This window comes from Ottowia beijingensis, assembly GCF_042680925.1.
Taxonomy (GTDB): Bacteria; Pseudomonadota; Gammaproteobacteria; order Burkholderiales; family Burkholderiaceae_C; genus Ottowia; species Ottowia beijingensis.
In genome coordinates this window covers 223,006-239,936 of the sequence record NZ_JBHUEP010000009.1, presented here as the reverse complement: position 1 = coordinate 239,936, position 16,931 = coordinate 223,006, and the positions used below count along the sequence as shown (strand labels likewise).

Sequence of the window (16,931 nt, the reverse complement as noted above, 5' to 3'; positions counted from 1 at the left end):
TTACAGCCAGCTGCCACGACGCGCGTCAAGCGGCCTGACGCAGCGGGCTGCTACGCTATCCACCCACTTTGGCGCCACACGGCGCCGCCGACCGGATCGCCCATGCCTTTCACCGTTTCCGCACCGCGCCGCCTGCGGCGGGTTCTCCGCTCCCTCGTCTGGCTGGCCGGCGCCGCCGCCGCCAGCGCCCAGGCCCTCACCATCACCGCGCTCAGCCCGCAGGGCGAGGTGGCGCAGGTGCGGCAGATCACGGCCCGCTTCAGCGCCAACGCCATCCACTTCGGCGACCCGCGGGCGCCGGCGCCGCTCACTGTGTCGTGCGACGATGCCGCCGCCTCGCGCGGTGAGGGCCGCTGGACCAGCGCGCGCGAGTGGGTGTACGACTTCGCCGCCGACCTGCCGCCCGGCGTACGCTGCCGCATCGACCCGGTTTCGGGATTCAAATCGGCCACTGGCGAGCTGCTGACGGGCGCCAGCAGCTATCAATTTCATACCGGCGGCCCGTTCGTGCAGCACATCCGGCCCGACACGTCGCAGCCCATCGAGGAGGAACAGGCCTTCGTGCTGCAGCTCAACGGCGCGGCCACGCCCCAGAGCCTGCAGGCCAGCGTGTGGTGCGCCGTCGACGGCCTGGGCGAGCGCGTGCCGATCCAGCCGCTCGACGGCGAGGCGCGGGCGGCGCTGCTCAAGGCCCTGCATCTGGACCGGGAGGCCGCGCAGGCGCCGCAGCGCTTTGCCACCTTCAGCTGCAACCGGCGCCTGACGCCCGCCAGCCGCGTGCAGGTGGTGTTCGGCAAGGGTGTGGCCACGCCCAGCGGCGTGCTGAACAACGTGGAGCGGCGCTTTGCCTTCACCGTGCGCGAGCCCTTCACCGCCAGCATGGGCTGCGAGCGCGAGAACGCCCAGGCCGCCTGCATGCCGATCCGCCCGATCACGCTCCAGTTCAGCGCCCCGGTGCCGCGCCGACTGGCGGAGCAGATGCGCCTGCGCTCGGACCGCGCCGAGCATGCGCCGGTGATCGAGGACGGCCTGGAGGCCGACGCGCTGCTGGAGCACGTGGCGTTCCCGGCGCCCCTGCCCGAGCGCAGCGGCTTCACGCTCAGCCTGCCGCCCGATTTGAAGGACGCCAGCGGCCGCCCGCTGGCCAACGCCGCCAGCTTTCCGCTGAAGGTGGCCACCGGGCCGATGCCGCCGCTGGCCAAGTTCGCCGCCGCGCCCTTCGGCATCGTCGAGCGCTTTGCCGAGGGCCCGGACGGGCCGGCGCTGCTGCCCGTCACGCTGCGCTATGTCGAGCCGAACCTGAAGGCGCAGATCAGCCAGCTGCAGCCGCAGAGCGACGCCGAGATCATTGCCTGGTTCCACCGCGTGCAGCGCTATGACGAGTGGATGGTGCCGCGCACGCAGGCCGCCAAGGACGTGCGCCAGAAGCTGCTGCCGCCGGTGAACGAGCAGACGAAGGACATGGTCGAGTCGCGCACCATCTCGCTGCTGGGCGGCCAGCAAGGCGTGAAGACCATCGACCTGCCGCCCCCGCCCAACCAGGGCGGCGGCGCGGCCGAGCGGCCGTTCGAGGTGGTCGGCATTCCGCTCACGCCCGGCTTTCATGTGCTGGAACTGGCGTCACCACGGCTCGGCCAGTCGCTGCTCGACGCCCAGTACGGCGCCAGCCGCAGCATGGTGGTGCGCACCTCGGCGCTGGTCACCAACCTGGGTGTGCACTTCAAGCTGGGGCGCGAGAACGCCCTGGCCTGGGTCACCACGCTCGACAAGGGCCAGCCGGTGGCCGGCGCCACGGTGCGCGTGTCGGACTGCCGCGGCAAGGAAGTGGCCCACGCCACCACCGACGCGCAGGGCATCGCCCGCTTCAAGGGCGTTTCGCCGCAGGCGCCGCGCTGCGAGGACGACAGCTTCTACAGCGACACGCAGCAGGCCTACTTCGTCAGCGCGCGGGCGCAGAACAACGGCGTGGCCGACCTGGCCTTCACCTGGACGTCGTGGCAGAAGGGCATCGAGCCCTGGCGCTTCAACGTGCCCACCAACCTGGAGTCGCAGCCCGACACGCGCGCCCACACCGTGTTCGACCGCACGCTGCTGCGCGCCGGCGAAACGGTGTCGATGAAGCACCTGCTGCGCACCGAGACCGGCAGCGGCTTCGGCCTGCCCCAGGCCAACCCGGACACGCTGGTCATCACCCACGTGGGCAGCGGGCAGGAATACACCCAGCCCTTGCACTGGCGCAACACCGCCACCGGCGGACGCAGCGCCGAATCCAGCTTTGCCATTCCACCCTCGGCGCGGCTGGGCGTGTACCAGGTGGCGCTGCACGGGGCCGAGCCGTCGGGCGATGAAGGCCAACGCTTCTACGAATCGGGCCAGTTCCGCGTGGAGGAATTCCGCCTGCCGGTGCTGCAGGGCCAGGTCGGCCCTGAAGGCAAGGAGGCCCTGATAGGCGCCACCAGCGTGCCAGTGCAGGTGCAGGTGAACTACGTGTCGGGCGGGCCGGCCAGTGGCCTGCCGGTGCGCGTGTCGGCGCTCACGCGCGAGAAGTGGCTGCGCTTTGCCGACTACGAGGACTTCAGCTTTGCCGCGCCGCGCGGTGCGCGCCAGGGCGGCGACAGCGGCGAGGAAGAAGCCACGTCCACCCAGGACCAGCGCGTGGTGGCCGACAAGCTGGCCGCCACGCTGGACAAGAACGGCACCGCCAAGCTGACGATTGCCGACCTGAAGCCGTCGCCGCGCCCGCAGGACCTGCTGATCGAGACCAGCTTTGCCGACCCGAACGGCGAAATCCAGACCCTGCGCGGCACCACCACGCTGTGGCCGGCGGGCGTCATCCCCGGCATCAAGACCGAGGGCTGGGTCTCGGCCAGCCAGTCCGTGAAGCTGCAGGCCCTGGCGCTGAACCTGACCGGCCAGCCGCAGGCCGGCGTGCCGCTGGACGTGAAGGCCGTCGCCCGCATCACCACCACCAGCCGCAAGCGCATGGTGGGCGGCTTCTACACCTACGACAACCGCACCGAAACGCGCGACCTGGGCACCGTGTGCACCGGCACCAGCGACGCGCGCGGCATGGTCAGCTGCGACGTGAAGCTGACGCAGCCCGGCGAGATCGAACTGATCGTGACCGCGCGCGATGCGCAGGCCCGCCAGGTGCAGGCCGCCGGCTCGGTGTGGGTGACCAGGCAGGGCGAGCTGTGGTTTGGCGGCGAGAACCATGACCGCATGGACGTGCTGGCCGAAAAGAAGCTCTACCAGCCCGGCGAGACGGCGAAGTTCCAGGTGCGCATGCCCTTCCGCTACGCCACGGCGCTGGTGGCGGTGGAGCGCGAGGGCATCGTGCACACGCAGGTGGTGGAACTGCGCGGCGACGATCCGACGATTGCGCTCAAAGTGGACGAAGCCTGGGGCCCCAACGCCTACGTCAGCGTGCTGGCCCTGCGCGGGCGCCTGCGCGAGGTGCCGTGGTACAGCTTCTTCACCTGGGGCTACAAGGCGCCGCGCGAATGGTGGCGCGCTTTCCGGGAAGACAGCAAGGACTACGTGGCCGCCACGCCGCTGGTGGACTTGAGCAAGCCTGCCTTCCGCCTCGGCATGGCCGAGATCCGCATCGCCAGCCAGGCGCACGCGCTGGCGGTGGATGTGAAGGCCGACAAGGAGAGCTACCCGGTGCGTGGCAAGGCGCAGGTCACCATCGCCGTCAAGCGCCCCGACGGCCAGCCCGCCGCCAATGCCGAGGTGGCGCTGGCCGCCGTCGACCAGGCGCTGCTGGAGCTGATGCCCAACGGCAGCTGGAAGCTGCTGGACGCCATGCTGCAGCGCCGCGCCTGGGGCGTGGAAACGTCGACCGCGCAGATGGAGATCGTCGGCCGCCGCCACTACGGCCGCAAGGCCGTGCCCACCGGCGGCGACGGCGGCCGTGGCAGCCCCACGCGCGAGCTGCTCGACACGCTGCTGCTGTGGAATCCGCGCGTGCAGCTGGATGCGCAGGGCCAGGCCAGGATCGAGGTGCCGCTGAACGACGCGCTCACCACCTTCCAGATCGTGGGCGTGGCCGACATGGGCACGGGCCTGTTCGGCACCGGGCAGACGGCCATCCGCGCCACGCAGGATTTGCAGATCATCAGCGGCCTGCCGCCGCTGGTGCGCGAGGGCGACCAGTTCCGCGCCATGCTCACGCTGCGCAACACCACCCAGAAGCCGATGAAGGTGGCACTGACGCCGCGCGCCACCCTGCTGGAACTGAAGCCCCAGACGCTCGACATTCCCGCCGGCGAGGCGCGCGAGGCGCACTGGGACGTCACTGCCCCGCCGCAGCTGGCGCACACCCGCGCCGAGGCGCTGATGTGGGAGATCGAGGCGCATGACACCGCCAGCGGCGCGCGCGATGCGCTGAAGGTGAGCCAGCGCATCATCCCGGCCGTGCCGCTGAAGGTGCAGCAGGCCACGCTGGTGCAGCTGGACCAGCCCTACACGCTGGCCGTGGCGCCCCCGGCCGATGCCCTGCCCGCCTCGGGCGACAAGCGCGGCGGCCTGCAGATTGCGCTGCAGCCCCGGCTGGCCGAGGGCCTGCCCGGCGTGCGCGACTGGTTCGCGCGCTACCCCTACAGCTGCCTGGAGCAGACGGTGAGCAAGTCCATCGGCCTGCGCGACGAGCAGCTGTGGCAACAGACCGTGGCGCGCCTGCCGGCCTATCTGGACAGCGACGGCCTGGCCTACTACTTCCCGCCGCAGGGCGCCGACGCCGCGCGCGGCAGCGACAGCCTGACGGCCTGGCTGCTGGCCGCCACGCACGAGGCCGGCCAGCTGCGCAAGGCCTTCACCCTGCCCGATGCCATGCGCGCGCAGATGATTGCCGGCCTGACGGCCTTTGTCGAAGGCCGCATCGAGCGCCGCCACTGGTCGCCGCGCGAAGACCTGGACGTGCGCAAGCTCGCCGCCATCGAGGCGCTGTCGCGCCACGGCGCAGCCCGGCCAGCCATGCTGAGCAGCCTGACCATCGCCCCCAACCAGTGGCCGACCAGCGCGGTGATCGACTGGATCAACGTGCTGAAACGGCTGCAGGGCATACCCAATCAGCGCGAGCAGCTATCACAAGCAGAGCAAATCCTGCGCGCACGGCTGTCCGCGCAGGGCACGCGCCTGGCCTTCAGCACCGAGGCCGACGACCACTGGTGGTGGCTGATGGCCGGCGGCGACGTGAACGCCGCACGCCTGCTGCTGACGGTGATGAACGACCCGGCCTGGAAGGACGACCTGGGCCGCCTGGTGGCCGGCTTCATCGGCCGCCAGCAGCACGGCGCCTGGGCCACCACCACCGCCAACCTGTGGGGCGGGCTGGCGCTGGAGCAGTTCTCGAAGGCGCACGAAAGCACGCCCGTGGCCGGCTTCACCCTGGCCCGGCTGGGCGCGGCCAGCAACGCGGTGGACTGGGCCAAGGTCACGCGCCTGAAGGCCAGCGACCCGCAGGGCGCCACGCACGCCGCCAGCGCCTTCGGTGCGCCGGCCGCACCGGGCATGCTGACCAACAACACGCTGCTGCTGCCCTGGGGTGCCGGCCCGGCGACGCTGAGCGTGACCCACGAAGGCAGCGGCAAGCCCTGGCTGACGGTGCAGTCGCTGGCCGCCGTCGAGCTGAAGGCGCCCTTCGCCGCCGGCTACCAGATCAAAAAGACCATCACCCCCGTCGAGCAGGCCGACAGGAAGCTGCCCGCCGGCCAGTACAGCCGCGGCGACATCCTGCGCGTGACGCTCGACATCACCGCCGCCAGCGACATGACCTGGGTGGCCGTGACCGATCCCGTGCCCACCGGCGCCACCATCCTCGGCAGCGGCCTGGGGCGCGATTCGGCCATCGCCACGTTGGGCGAGAAGCTGGGCCGCACCACCCTGCCGATCTTCGAGGAGCGCAGCTTCGAGGCCTTCCGCGCCTATTACGAACACCTGCCCAAGGGCACGGTCAAGGTCGAATACACGCTGCGGCTGAACAACGCCGGCAGCTTCCAACTGCCGCCGAGCCGGGTGGAGGCGCTGTACGCGCCGGAGATGTTTGGCGAGGCACCGAATGCGCGGGTGACCGTGCGCTGATGCCGGCCGCCTGCGCCACGGGCTTCATACTCCCCACCATGCAAGCCTGTAGCGCCCGACAGACAAGCGCTGGAGACCTATACTCCCATGATTTACTGAAAGCGTGCACTGACGGCAGCGCCCCGCTGCGATGACGAAACGACCTCGCTGCGCTTCGATGACGGCGGCTGCACCGCCATGACGCCAGCCAGGTGCGAGGCATTCCGCACATCACTGACGTCATTTCGTCATTTCGTCATCACGCCGCGCAGCGGCGAAGTCATGGCGTCATCCGTCAGAAGCCAACGCTTGGCACGCGAAACGGTATCAACGGTGGCGCGCCCGCGCCTCCAGCAGCAGCGCGGTCTGCCGCGCCAGCAGCTCCAGCGTGCGCAGCTGCACCGGCGACAGCTCGCGCGGTTCGTAATCGGCCACGCTCACCGTGCCCACCGCCACCCCTTGCGATGTGATCAGCGGCGCGCCGGCGTAGAACCGCAGGCCCGGCAGCGCCGCGAACACCGGGTAGCCCGCAAAGCGCGCGTCGCTGCCCACCTCGTCCAGCACCGTGACCTCCGGGCCCTGGTCGATCACCAGCCGGCACGGCGAGCGCGCCGCGGGCGTGGTCTCGACATTGAAGCCGGCGCAGGCCTTGAACCACAGGGTGTCGCCGTCCAGCAGCGCAATGGCCGCCAGCGGCACCTGGCAGATGCGCGTGGCGGTGTCGACCACGTACTGGTAGGCGGCATCGCCGCGCGCCTGCAGCGCGGCCAGGCGGCGCAGCTCGGAGGCGCGCAGGCTGGCCACCTCGTCGCGCAGCGGCGGCGCGGGCATGGGCGCGGTGGGCGCCCACACCAGCGGCTCGGCCAGGGTGTCGAAGCCGGTTTCGGCCTCGGCGGCGGTCTCGCCAACCCGTGGCGCGCCCGGTGCCACCACCTGTTTTCTGCTGAACCAGCGCCACATCGTGTTCGCCCGCCCTGTCTGTAACCGTTTGTTTTGTGGATTATTGCCCAGAAGTCCGCGCGGCGTCAGCCCCCGGGTTGCGGCGGTGCGGTGCGCGCTGCCACCGGCGGGCCCACGGCCGCTGTCACAATGCGGGGCATGGTGTGGAAGGGCTTGCGCTGGCTGTGCGGCACGCTGCTGCTGGCGGCGGCCGCGCAGGCGCAAGCCATCCCCGGCTTCGACGCGGTGCGGGCCGACTTCCACCCGTCCGAGACCGTGCTGCTCGACCGCGCCGGCCAGCCCATCCACCGCCTGCGCACCGATGCCCGCGTGCGCCGCGGCCAGTGGGTGGCGCTGCAGGGCATCTCGCCCGCGCTGCGCCAGGCGCTGGTGCTGTCAGAGGACAAGCGCTTTTACGAACACAGCGGCGTCGACTGGCGCGCCGTCAGCAGCGCCGCCTGGGCCAACCTGTGGAACCAGCGCACGCGCGGCGCCAGCACGCTGACCATGCAGCTGGCCGGCCTGCTGGACGACGACCTGGCGCTGGGCACCGGCGGGCGCACCCTGCGCCAGAAGATCGGCCAGGCGGTGATGGCCACGCGGCTCGAGGCCGGTTGGCAGAAAAGCCAGATCCTCGAGGCCTACCTGAACCTGGTGCCCTTCCGCGGCGAGCTGGTGGGCATCGACGCGCTGTCGCGCACCCTGTTCGCCAAGGCGCCGCACGGCCTGCAGGACACCGAGGCCGCCATTGCCGCCGCCCTGGTGCGCGCGCCCAACGCCCGCCCCGCGCTGGTGGCGCAGCGCGCCTGCGGCGTGCTGAAGGCCATGCGCGGCCCCGGGGCTGCCACCGACTGCGTGGCGCTCGACATGCAGACCGCCGTGGCGCTGGCGCGCCGCGCCTTCGCCGCCAGCGAGGGCATCGCGCCCCACGTGGCGCGCCGGATGGCCGCGGCGCAGGGGGGCGACGCGCCCGCCACCCTGCCCAGCACGCTGGACGCCGGCCTGCAGCGCCTGGCGCAGCAGACGCTGCAGCAGCACATCCGCGAGCTGCACGGCCGCAACGTCGAGGACGGTGCCGTCGTCGTGCTCGACAACGCCAGCGGCGAGGTGCTGGCCTGGGTCGGCTCCACGGGCGAGTTGAGCCGCGCCGCCGAGGTCGACGGCGTGACCGCGCCGCGCCAGCCCGGCAGCACGCTCAAGCCCTTCCTGTACGCGCAGGCCATCGCCGAGCGGCGCCTGACGGCCGCCTCGCTGCTGCACGATTCGCCCGCGCACCTGCAGACGGCCAGCGGCCTGTACATCCCGCAGAACTACGACCGCCAGTTCAAGGGCTGGGTGTCGGCGCGCACCGCGCTGGCCGCCTCGCTCAACGTGCCGGCGGTGCGCACGCTGGTCATGGTCTCGCCCGAGCCGTTCGCGCGCCAGCTGGGCGCGCTGGGCATCGTGCTGAAGGAAGGCGGCGGCTACTACGGCTACAGCCTGGCGCTGGGCAGCGCCGAGGTGAACCTGCTGCAGTTGACCAACGCCTACCGCGCGCTGGCGAACCGGGGACAGTGGTGCGAGGCGCGTCTTCAACCCCCGGCCCTGCTCCCTCGCCCCTCTGGGGAGAGGGCTGGGGTGAGGGGCGGGGCGGTGGCCAGGGAAGCCGCGCCACCCTCTCCCGCCAGCGGGAGAGGGCGTGAAAGCGGCTGCCGCCCTGCCCTCGACCCCGCCGCCGCCTTCATCGTCACCGACATACTGGCCGACCCCAACGCCCGCGCCCGCACCTTCGGCACCGATTCCATCCTGTCCACCCGCTTCTGGACGGCGGTGAAGACCGGCACCAGCAAGGACATGCGCGACAACTGGGCCGTGGGTTTTTCCGAGCGCTACACCATTGGCGTGTGGCTCGGCAACGCCAGCGGCGCCGCGATGTGGGACGTCAGCGGCACCAGCGGCGCCGCGCCGGTGTGGGCCGCGCTGATGCGCCACCTGCACGCGCGCACCCCATCGCGCCCGCCCGCGCCGCCGCCCGGCGTGCTGCGCCAGCGCGTGCGATTTGGCGACCAGCTTGAAGCAGCGCGCGACGAGTGGTTCCTGCCCGGCACCCAGCACGCCCTGTTCGCTATCGATTCAGAAGCTGCCAGCGCCCGCCCAGCAAGCGCTGGCGGCCAAAAAGGCTTGAAATCCGAAGATGATCCCGCCGTGCCCCCCCGCATCACCGCCCCGCAGGACGGCATCATCCTCGCCCTCGACCCCGACATCCCGCCCGCCCGCCAGCGCCTGACCCTGCTGGCCGACGCCGGCGACGCCGCGCCGGCCAGCCTGCGCTGGTGGATCGGCGCGCGCGAAGTCGGCCGCGGCCCGCAGTCCCAGTGGCTGCCCTGGCCCGGCCGCCACGTGGTGCAGCTGCGCGACGCCGCCGGCCGCGTGCAGGACGAGCGCCGCATCGAGGTGCGCGGCGCGGCGGTGCGCCAAGGCACCGCCCGGTCGGTGCGCTGAAGCCCAGGTTGTCGTCGCGGGCCGGCCCGGCCACCGAACACGGCGCGCGCGCCATGCGATCACCCCTTGGCGTGATCGCGGCGCGCGGCAGCACGCCGAAGGCACGGGGCTCGCACCACAGTTCCATTCCGCTGCCCTCCAGCCCTTGAGCGTTTGCCCGAATCGCCCAGATTTCATCTGGATTTGATGAAGTTATGTTATTTCATTACATTCTTGGGTTCCGAGTTTTGAACACCATTCCCAGGAGCCTCCCCATGGACCGATTCGCCTTTCATCGCCGCGCCCTGCACCCCATTGCGCTGACCGCCCTGCTGGCCCTGGCGGCCTGCGGCGGCGGCGATGACGGCGGCGGTGGCCACACCCCCGAGCGCATCGATTCCGCCGGTCTTCTGGCACTGACCGAAGCGGGCCAGCCCACGGTGCGCCTGCTCGACCTGGACAAGGCGGCGGTGACGCACAGCCTGAAAGTGGCCAACGCGCCCTCTGACATCGTCGCCAGCCCGGGCGGGCGCTATGCGCTGGCCGTGCAGCGTCTGCAGGACCAGGCCCAGGTCATCGATGGCGGCCTGTGGCAGGAAGACCACGGCGACCACCTGCACGATTACCGCGCAGAGCCCCGGCTGCTGACGGGCGCCTTGAGCGGCCCGCGCCCCACGCATTACGAGGTCAAGGACGGCACGGCCGCCCTGTTCATGGATGGCGTGGCCGACGCTCAGCGCCCGGCCGCCGTGCAGGTGCTGACCGAGGCCAGCCTGGCCAGGGTCGTGCCCGACAGCAGCTTCACCCTGCCCGCCGCCGTGCACGGCACGGCCGAACCGCGCGGCAGCGGCTTCATGCTGGTCAGCGCGCGCACCGACGACGCACCGGGCACGCTGCCCAACGCGGTCGATCTGTACCAGCGCGGCGCCGGTGGCTGGACGATGACCCAGCGCTTCGACGTACCGTGCCCCGATCTGCACGGCAGCTACTCCAACGCCAGCTACAGCGCGTTCGGCTGCTCGGACGGCGTGCTCGTCATCCAGCAGAACGGCAGCGCCTTCACGGCCAGCAAGATCGCCAACCCGCCGGCGCTGCCGGCTGGCGTGCGCATCGGCACCATAGCCGGCCACCCGAAAGAGGTGCGCTTCATCGGGCTGGCCGCGCCGGGCCATGTGTTCGAGATCGACCCCGCGCGCAGCGCCATCACGCCCATCACCTGGGCGGAAGGCCGCACGCGGCGCGCGCACGCGTTCGACCGCACCGGCCGCCACTTCGTGCTGCTCGACGACACCGGCGTCACCCACTGGCTCGACGCGCAGGCGCAGTGGCGCGTTGCCAAGACCTTGCCGGTGGTCGCCCAGATGCCGACCGCGGCACCCTTCCCGACGCTTCTCAGCAGCCGCGCGCGCGATACGCTGTTCGTCACCGACGTCACCGACGTCACCGACGTCGCCGCCAAGCAGATCGCCGTGATCGACAGCCAGAACATCGCCGTCACGCAGCGCATCGGTCTCGACTTCAGCCCCAACGGCCAGGCCTGGCTGGGCATTGCCGCACCATGAACCACGCTCCCCGCTTCGCCCTGCGCGCCGCCGCCACGCTGGCGGCCTTGACCGCCCTCGGCCCGCTGCCTGTCCATGCCCAGACGGCGGAGGCACCCGCCCAAGCCGCGTCCGCGCCGCCGCCCGCGAAGACCGCGGACGCTGCGGCCATACCCGCGGCCACAACCTCCTCCAGTTGGTTCGCACCTTCGCTCGGCGTCGTGCTCGACGTCGGCTACGGCAGCCAGGAACTGGCCCTGGGCGACCGCGACAAGGGCCTGCACCTGGGTGGCGCCGAGCTGACGCTGTCCTCGCCGCTCGGCCCGTGGCTCGAAGGCCGCATCACCGCCGCCGCGCACAGCCGCGACAAGAAGGTCGAGAAGCACTTCGAGGAAGTCTGGGTCGGCACCACCGCGCTGCCGGCCGGCCTGCAGCTGCGCGGCGGGCGCTTCATGTCGCAAGTGGGCTACCTGAACGAGCAGCACCCGCACGCCGACGACTTCGCCACGCGGCCGCTGCTGTACCGCGGTTTTCTGGGCGGGCACTACTTCGACGACGGCCTGCGCCTGAACTGGACGGCGCCGACCGATTTCTACTGGCGCACCGGCATCGAGGTCTTCAGCGGCAAGCAGCTCACGCGCGAAGTCGAGCGCAAGCCGCGACCCGGCGTGTGGACGCTGTCGACCAAGGTCGGCGGCGACGTCGGGCGCGAGCGCAGCTGGCAGCTGGGCCTGTCGTACCTGGGCAACCGGCGCGCGGCCTACGCGCACCATGACGACGATCACGGGGACGGCATGGCGCCCGGCCACGACCACAGCCACGAGGGCCATGCGCACGGCGCGCAGTTCGCCGGCAAGCACCTGTGGATGATTGATGGCGTGTGGAAATGGGCGCCCGATGGCAACAACCGCGCGCGGCAGCTGCGCCTGGCGTTCGAATTCGCGCGCCAGACCGGGCTGGGCGAGCACGCCGCGCGTGGCGCCCGCAACACGGCGGGTTATCTGGCCGCGGTGTACCGCTTCCACCCCGAGTGGGAAGCCGGCGTGCGCACCGACTGGCTGAGCGCCAACCTGCCGCATGGCGACCACTTTCACGCCGGCCGCCTGCGCGAGCACAGCCTGATGGTGGCCTGGAAGCCCTCGCATCAGCAGGCGCTGCGCCTGCAATACAGCCACCAGAACGGCGCGCGCGGCTTCGAGGCCAAGAAGGCCGTGTACCTGCAATACGTGATCAGTTTTGGAGCCCATGGTGCACATTCGTTCTGAACTTCGCCGCCGCGCGGTGACTTCAAAAAAAATAGCTGCCTGCGACCGGCACACGTTATTTTCAGATACTTTCTGCTTGAAAATGGCGTGCACACTGCGCAAGCAGCTATTCAATTGGAAGCGCCTGGCTTTGACCGCATGCGCGGCGCTGCTGCCTTTCGCCGCGTCCGCCCAAGGCCAGGGCCTGCACGTGTTCGCCTGCGAACCCGAATGGGCGGCGCTGGTCAAGGCGCTGGCGCCGCAGGCGCAGGTGACCAGCGCCACCCACGCGCGGCAAGACCCGCACCACATCGAAGCGCGGCCGGCGCTGATCGCCGCGCTGCGGCGCGCGCAGCTGGCGGTGTGCACCGGCGCTTCGCTCGAAGTGGGCTGGCTGCCGATGCTGCAGCAGCGCGCCGGCAATGGCGCGGTGCGCGATGGCGCGCCCGGCATGTTCTACGCTGCCGACCAGGTCGAGCTGATCGACAAGCGCGCCAGCGTGGGCTTCAACGAGGGCGACGTGCACCCCGAGGGCAACCCGCACTTCCAGCTCGACCCCGCGCGCATGGCCGGCGTGGCCCAGGCGCTGGCCCTGCGGCTGGCCCAGATCGACCCACCGCAGGCCGCCGCCTACGCCAGCCGCCATGCCGCCTGGCAAGCCGACTGGCAGCAGAAGACCGCCCAATGGCAGCAGCGCGCCGCGCCCCTGAAGGGCCAGCGCGTGGTCTGCCAGCACGCCACCTTTGCCTACCTGTGGCAGTGGCTGGGCATTCAGCAGGTGGCCGACATGGAACCCAAGCCCGGCGTGCCGCCCACGCCTTCGCACCTGCAGGCGGTGTTGACCCGCGTGCAGGCCGCACCGCCGGTGGCCGTAGTCCACACGCTGTACCAGGACCAGCAGCCGGCGCAATGGCTGGTGCGTCAGCTGGGCGAAGGCAAGACCACGCTGCTGGCGCTGCCCAGCACCGTGACCGACGACGGCGCCAGCGCCACGCTGGACGGCTGGATGGACTCGCTGATCGCCGCGCTGCTCAAGACCACGAACCCGCGATGAACGAGCTGGCCCTGCTGCTGCCGCCGCTGGCCGCCGGCCTGCTGGCGCTGGCCAGCCACGTGCCATTGGGCCGTCAGGTGCTGCGGCGCGGCATCGTGTTCATCGACCTGGCCATCGCGCAGGTGGCGGGCCTGGGCGTGCTGGCCGGCCAGCATCTGCTGCACGACGCGCCGGGTGCGCTGCTGCCCGTGGCTGCCGCCGTGGCCGCGCTGCTGGGCGCGGCGCTGGTGGCGTGGCTCGGCCGTGCCTGGCCCGAGCGGCAAGAGGCGCTGATCGGCCTGCTCTACGTCGGCGCGGCGTCGCTGGCGGTGCTGCTGGTCAGCGCCGACCCGCACGGCGCGCAGAAGCTGCACGGCCTGCTGTCGGGCGATGTGCTGTGGGCCAGCTGGCCGCGGCTGCTGCCGCTGGCGCTGGCCACCGCGGTCTTCTTGCTGGCGCTGGCGTGGCGGCCGGCGCTGCTGGCCAGCGGCTGGGCCTTTTACGGCAGCTTTGCGCTGCTGGTCAGCCTGAGCCTGCCGCTGCTGGGGCTGTATCTGGTGTTCACCACGCTGATCGTGCCCGCGCTGGTGGCGCAGCGCTGGCCGCGCACGCCCGCACGGGCCGCCTTCGCCGTCGGGCTGGCGGGCTATGTGCTGGGGCTGCTGCTGTCGTGGCACGGCGACTGGCCGAGCGGCCCGGCGGTGGTGCTGGCGCTGATCGGCTGCGGCGCGGCAGCCATCGTCGCGGGCGGACGGGCAACACCGACGAGCGGCCGATAATGAGGCATGTGTCCCGCCGATTCAGCGCCTGCCTCTCCCGCCCGTCGAGCCAAGGCCGCCGTGGAGCAGCGGCTGGCCTCCGCCACCGAGCATTGCGCGGCACGCGGCGCGCAGCTCACGCCCCAGCGCGCCGAAGTGCTGGAGTTGCTGCTGCGCCGCGGCGGCCAGGCCAAGGCCTACGATCTGCAAGGCGACATGCAGGCGCGCCACGGCCGCATCGCGCCCACCACCGTCTACCGCGCGCTTGACTTTCTGCAAGAGCACCATCTGGTGCACAAGGTCGATGCCACCAACACCTTCGTGGTGTGCGACCACGCAGAACACGACCACCCCACCCTGCTGCTGATCTGCACCCGCTGCGGACGCGTCGAGGAGGTGCACGACGCCGACGCCCTGAAGCCGCTGCTGGCCATGGTCACGCAGCGTGACTTCGCGACCCAGGCCGTGGAAGTCAAGTGCATTTGCGCTGCGTGCGCGCCCACCGCAGCCTCGATGGATTGATGCTGCATCGCCCAACCGGATTTGAAAGATGAACCCTTCCTCCCACGACTTCGACCTCTTCGTCATCGGCGGCGGCTCGGGCGGCGTGCGCGCGGCGCGCATGGCGGCCACGCGCGGCGTGCGCGTGGGCATGGCCGAAAGCGGGCGCATGGGCGGCACCTGCGTCAACGTCGGCTGCATCCCCAAGAAGCTCTACAGCTACGGCGCGCACTATGCCGAGGCGTTCGAGGAGGCGCGCGGCTACGGCTGGCAGATGGCGCACGCGCCGGCCCTCGACTGGCAGGTGCTGAAGACCAACCGCGCCAAGGAGATCACGCGCCTGAACGGCATCTACGAAGGCCTGATGGTGAACGCCGGCGTGCAACGCCTGCAGGGGCACGGCCGCATCGTCGATGCGCACACCGTCGAGGTGACGGGCGACGACGGCCAGGCCACGCGCCACACGGCGCGCCACATCCTCATCGCCACCGGCGGCACGCCCTTCGTGCCCGCCATCGAAGGGCGCGAGCTGGCCGTCACCTCCGACGACATGTTCGACCTGCCCGTGTTCCCGCAGCGTCTGGTGGTGGTGGGCGGCGGCTACATCGGCTGCGAGATGGCCAGCATCTTCCACGGCCTGGGCGCGCAGACCACGCTGCTGTACCGCGGCGAGCAGATCCTGCGCGGCTTCGACGACGAGGTGCGTGCCTTTGCGGCCGACGAGCTGCGCAAGGCCGGCGTGGACGTGCGCGTGGGCTGTGACGTGGCGCGCATCGAGGCCGGCACTGGCGACACCCGCCGCGTGGTGCTGGCCAACGGCAGCGTGCTCGACGCCGACGTGGTGCTGTACGCCACTGGCCGCCGCCCCAACGCGGATGGCCTGGGCCTGTCCGACGTGGGCGTGCAGCAGGCCGACAACGGCAGCATCGTGGTGGACGAGCACTTCGCCACCAGCGTGCCCGGCATCTTCGCGCTGGGCGACGTGACCGGTGGCATGGAGCTGACGCCGGTGGCGCTGGCCGAGGCCATGGCGCTGGTCGACCACCTGTTCGGCACCGCGCCCGGCAAAGTCGCGCGCACCATGGATTACGACAACATCCCCACCGCCGTGTTCACGCACCCGCCCATCGGCACCGTGGGCCTTACCGAGGCGCAGGCGCGCGAGCGGTTCAGCGACATCCAGGTGTTCCGCAGCGACTTCAAGCCGCTCAAGCACACGCTGTCGGGCCGCGGCGAGCGCACCCTGGTCAAGCTGATCGTCGATACGGCCAGCGACCGCGTGGTGGGCCTGCACATGGTGGGCGCCGACGCGGGCGAGATCGTGCAGGGCTTTGCCGTGGCGCTGAAGTGCGGCGCCACCAAGGCGCAGTTCGACGCCACCATCGGCATCCACCCCACCAGCGCGGAAGAGTTCGTGACGCTGCGCGAGGTCAGCCGCAAGTGAGTGGTTGCACGGGCCGCAGTATTGAATTGATAGCTGCCGGCGCTTGCCCTGCATTGTTTTCAAGCATAAATAGCTTGAAACCCTTTATGGACAAGCGCTGACAGCTATTGTTTTTGCTTGATCAGCAACAAGTCTCAGCCAGTGTCGTGGGAGCGGGCTTGCCCGCGATCAGGCGTGGGTTGCGACGAGGCGCCGCATCGCGGGCAAGCCCGCTCCCACACAGCGGATGCAGTCCGCGCGTCATCTGGGACTTCTTGGCGATCACGTGTTTTCGAGATGCCCGGTCAGGCCCCGGACGACTGCCCTGCACCCGCGCGTGCCCGATCCTGCGCCAGGCGTTGCCGCGCACGCCAGCCGCGCCAGCCGGCAAAGCCCAGCGCCAGCACCACCAGTGCGCCCAGCACCCAGCCCTGCACCTCGTGCGCATCCTGCAGCAGGGCCTGCGCCGCGGCGCCGAACATCCAGCCCGCGCCGGCGGCCAGAAAGCCCCACAACGCGGCGCCGATCAGGTTGAACAGCAGAAAGCGCGGCCACGGCATGCTCGACATGCCCACCAGAATCGGCCCGGCCCAGCGCATGCCGTACATGAAGCGCATGCCGATCACCACCAGCATGCCCCAGCGCGCCAGCAGCCGGTTGAAGCGGCGCCGGTAGCGCAGCACCTTCGGCCAGCGCGCCAGCACCTGCTTGCCACGCCAGCGCCCCAGGCTGAACAGCAGGATGTCGCTGAACGCGCCCATGAAGGCTCCCACCGCCATCACGGCCGGCAAATCCAGATGGCCCAGGCGCGCCGCAAAGCCGGCCAGGATGAGCAGGGTTTCCCCCTCCACCAGGCCGCCGAGCACCACTGCCCAGTAGCCGTACTGCGTCACGAATTGCCAGAGACTGTCCATAAACCGCGCGAAATGCCTGCGGGCTGCATTCTGCCGGCTGTCGGCTACGATTCTC

10 protein-coding genes are annotated in these 16,931 nt (G+C 71.1%); 8 read left to right on the top strand and 2 right to left on the bottom strand.

The genetic code is table 11. The features are described from left to right. The first annotated feature begins 102 nt into the window (after window positions 1–102). Window positions 103–6,084 carry an alpha-2-macroglobulin family protein gene (locus ACFSCU_RS15110; protein ID WP_377561069.1) on the top strand — a complete coding sequence of 1,994 codons (5,982 nt, stop codon included), beginning with the start codon at window positions 103–105 and terminating at the stop codon, window positions 6,082–6,084. 306 nt (window positions 6,085–6,390) lie between these two features. Here ACFSCU_RS15110 and ACFSCU_RS15105 read toward each other — a convergent pair whose 3' ends face one another. Next, the gene (locus ACFSCU_RS15105) at window positions 6,391–6,996 is read right to left on the bottom strand and encodes a GAF domain-containing protein (RefSeq protein WP_180549440.1); all 606 of its coding nucleotides are present in this window, start codon (window positions 6,994–6,996) and stop codon (window positions 6,391–6,393) included. 165 nt (window positions 6,997–7,161) lie between these two features. On the opposite strand from ACFSCU_RS15105, the gene pbpC reads away from it, so the two are divergent. The 7 genes from pbpC (at window position 7,162) to gorA (ending at window position 15,983) form a co-directional block, all read left to right on the top strand. Then, window positions 7,162–9,483 carry a penicillin-binding protein 1C gene (pbpC, locus tag ACFSCU_RS15100; RefSeq protein WP_377561068.1) on the top strand — a complete coding sequence of 774 codons (2,322 nt, stop codon included), beginning with the start codon at window positions 7,162–7,164 and terminating at the stop codon, window positions 9,481–9,483. Between the two features lie 254 nt (window positions 9,484–9,737). After that, window positions 9,738–11,024 (top strand): hypothetical protein, encoded by a 1,287-nt coding sequence (locus ACFSCU_RS15095; RefSeq protein ID WP_377561067.1) that lies wholly within the window; start codon window positions 9,738–9,740, stop codon window positions 11,022–11,024. Further along, window positions 11,021–12,268, top strand: coding sequence for a TonB-dependent receptor (locus ACFSCU_RS15090; protein ID WP_377561066.1), 1,248 nt, complete (start codon window positions 11,021–11,023; stop codon window positions 12,266–12,268). The genes ACFSCU_RS15095 and ACFSCU_RS15090 overlap by 4 nt, the downstream gene beginning before the upstream one ends. A gap of 130 nt (window positions 12,269–12,398) precedes the next feature. Continuing rightward, window positions 12,399–13,301: a metal ABC transporter substrate-binding protein gene (locus tag ACFSCU_RS15085; RefSeq protein WP_377561065.1), complete on the top strand. Its 903-nt coding sequence runs from the start codon at window positions 12,399–12,401 to the stop codon at window positions 13,299–13,301. Beyond that, window positions 13,298–14,059: a metal ABC transporter permease gene (locus tag ACFSCU_RS15080; protein WP_377561064.1), complete on the top strand. Its 762-nt coding sequence runs from the start codon at window positions 13,298–13,300 to the stop codon at window positions 14,057–14,059. Before ACFSCU_RS15085 ends, ACFSCU_RS15080 begins: the two co-directional genes overlap by 4 nt. Window positions 14,060–14,065: 6 nt before the next feature. Next, window positions 14,066–14,560 carry a Fur family transcriptional regulator gene (locus ACFSCU_RS15075; RefSeq protein ID WP_257645575.1) on the top strand — a complete coding sequence of 165 codons (495 nt, stop codon included), beginning with the start codon at window positions 14,066–14,068 and terminating at the stop codon, window positions 14,558–14,560. A 28-nt stretch (window positions 14,561–14,588) separates the two neighbouring features. Further along, window positions 14,589–15,983 (top strand): glutathione-disulfide reductase, encoded by a 1,395-nt coding sequence (gorA, locus tag ACFSCU_RS15070; protein ID WP_377561063.1) that lies wholly within the window; start codon window positions 14,589–14,591, stop codon window positions 15,981–15,983. Between the two features lie 284 nt (window positions 15,984–16,267). Here gorA and ACFSCU_RS15065 read toward each other — a convergent pair whose 3' ends face one another. Next, the gene (locus ACFSCU_RS15065) at window positions 16,268–16,876 is read right to left on the bottom strand and encodes a DedA family protein (protein ID WP_333707875.1); all 609 of its coding nucleotides are present in this window, start codon (window positions 16,874–16,876) and stop codon (window positions 16,268–16,270) included. Window positions 16,877–16,931 lie beyond the last annotated feature (55 nt).

What these genes read in the sequence shown, in the direction of transcription:
- ACFSCU_RS15110 (WP_377561069.1), top strand. Translation starts at nt 103, where the DNA reads ATGCCTTTCACCGTTTCCGCACCGCGCCGCCTGCGGCGGGTTCTCCGC.
- pbpC (WP_377561068.1), top strand. Translation starts at nt 7,162, where the DNA reads ATGGTGTGGAAGGGCTTGCGCTGGCTGTGCGGCACGCTGCTGCTGGCG.
- ACFSCU_RS15095 (WP_377561067.1), top strand. Translation starts at nt 9,738, where the DNA reads ATGGACCGATTCGCCTTTCATCGCCGCGCCCTGCACCCCATTGCGCTG.
- ACFSCU_RS15090 (WP_377561066.1), top strand. Translation starts at nt 11,021, where the DNA reads ATGAACCACGCTCCCCGCTTCGCCCTGCGCGCCGCCGCCACGCTGGCG.
- ACFSCU_RS15080 (WP_377561064.1), top strand. Translation starts at nt 13,298, where the DNA reads ATGAACGAGCTGGCCCTGCTGCTGCCGCCGCTGGCCGCCGGCCTGCTG.
- ACFSCU_RS15075 (WP_257645575.1), top strand. Translation starts at nt 14,066, where the DNA reads ATGTGTCCCGCCGATTCAGCGCCTGCCTCTCCCGCCCGTCGAGCCAAG.
- gorA (WP_377561063.1), top strand. Translation starts at nt 14,589, where the DNA reads ATGAACCCTTCCTCCCACGACTTCGACCTCTTCGTCATCGGCGGCGGC.
- ACFSCU_RS15065 (WP_333707875.1), bottom strand. Translation starts at nt 16,876, where the DNA reads ATGGACAGTCTCTGGCAATTCGTGACGCAGTACGGCTACTGGGCAGTG.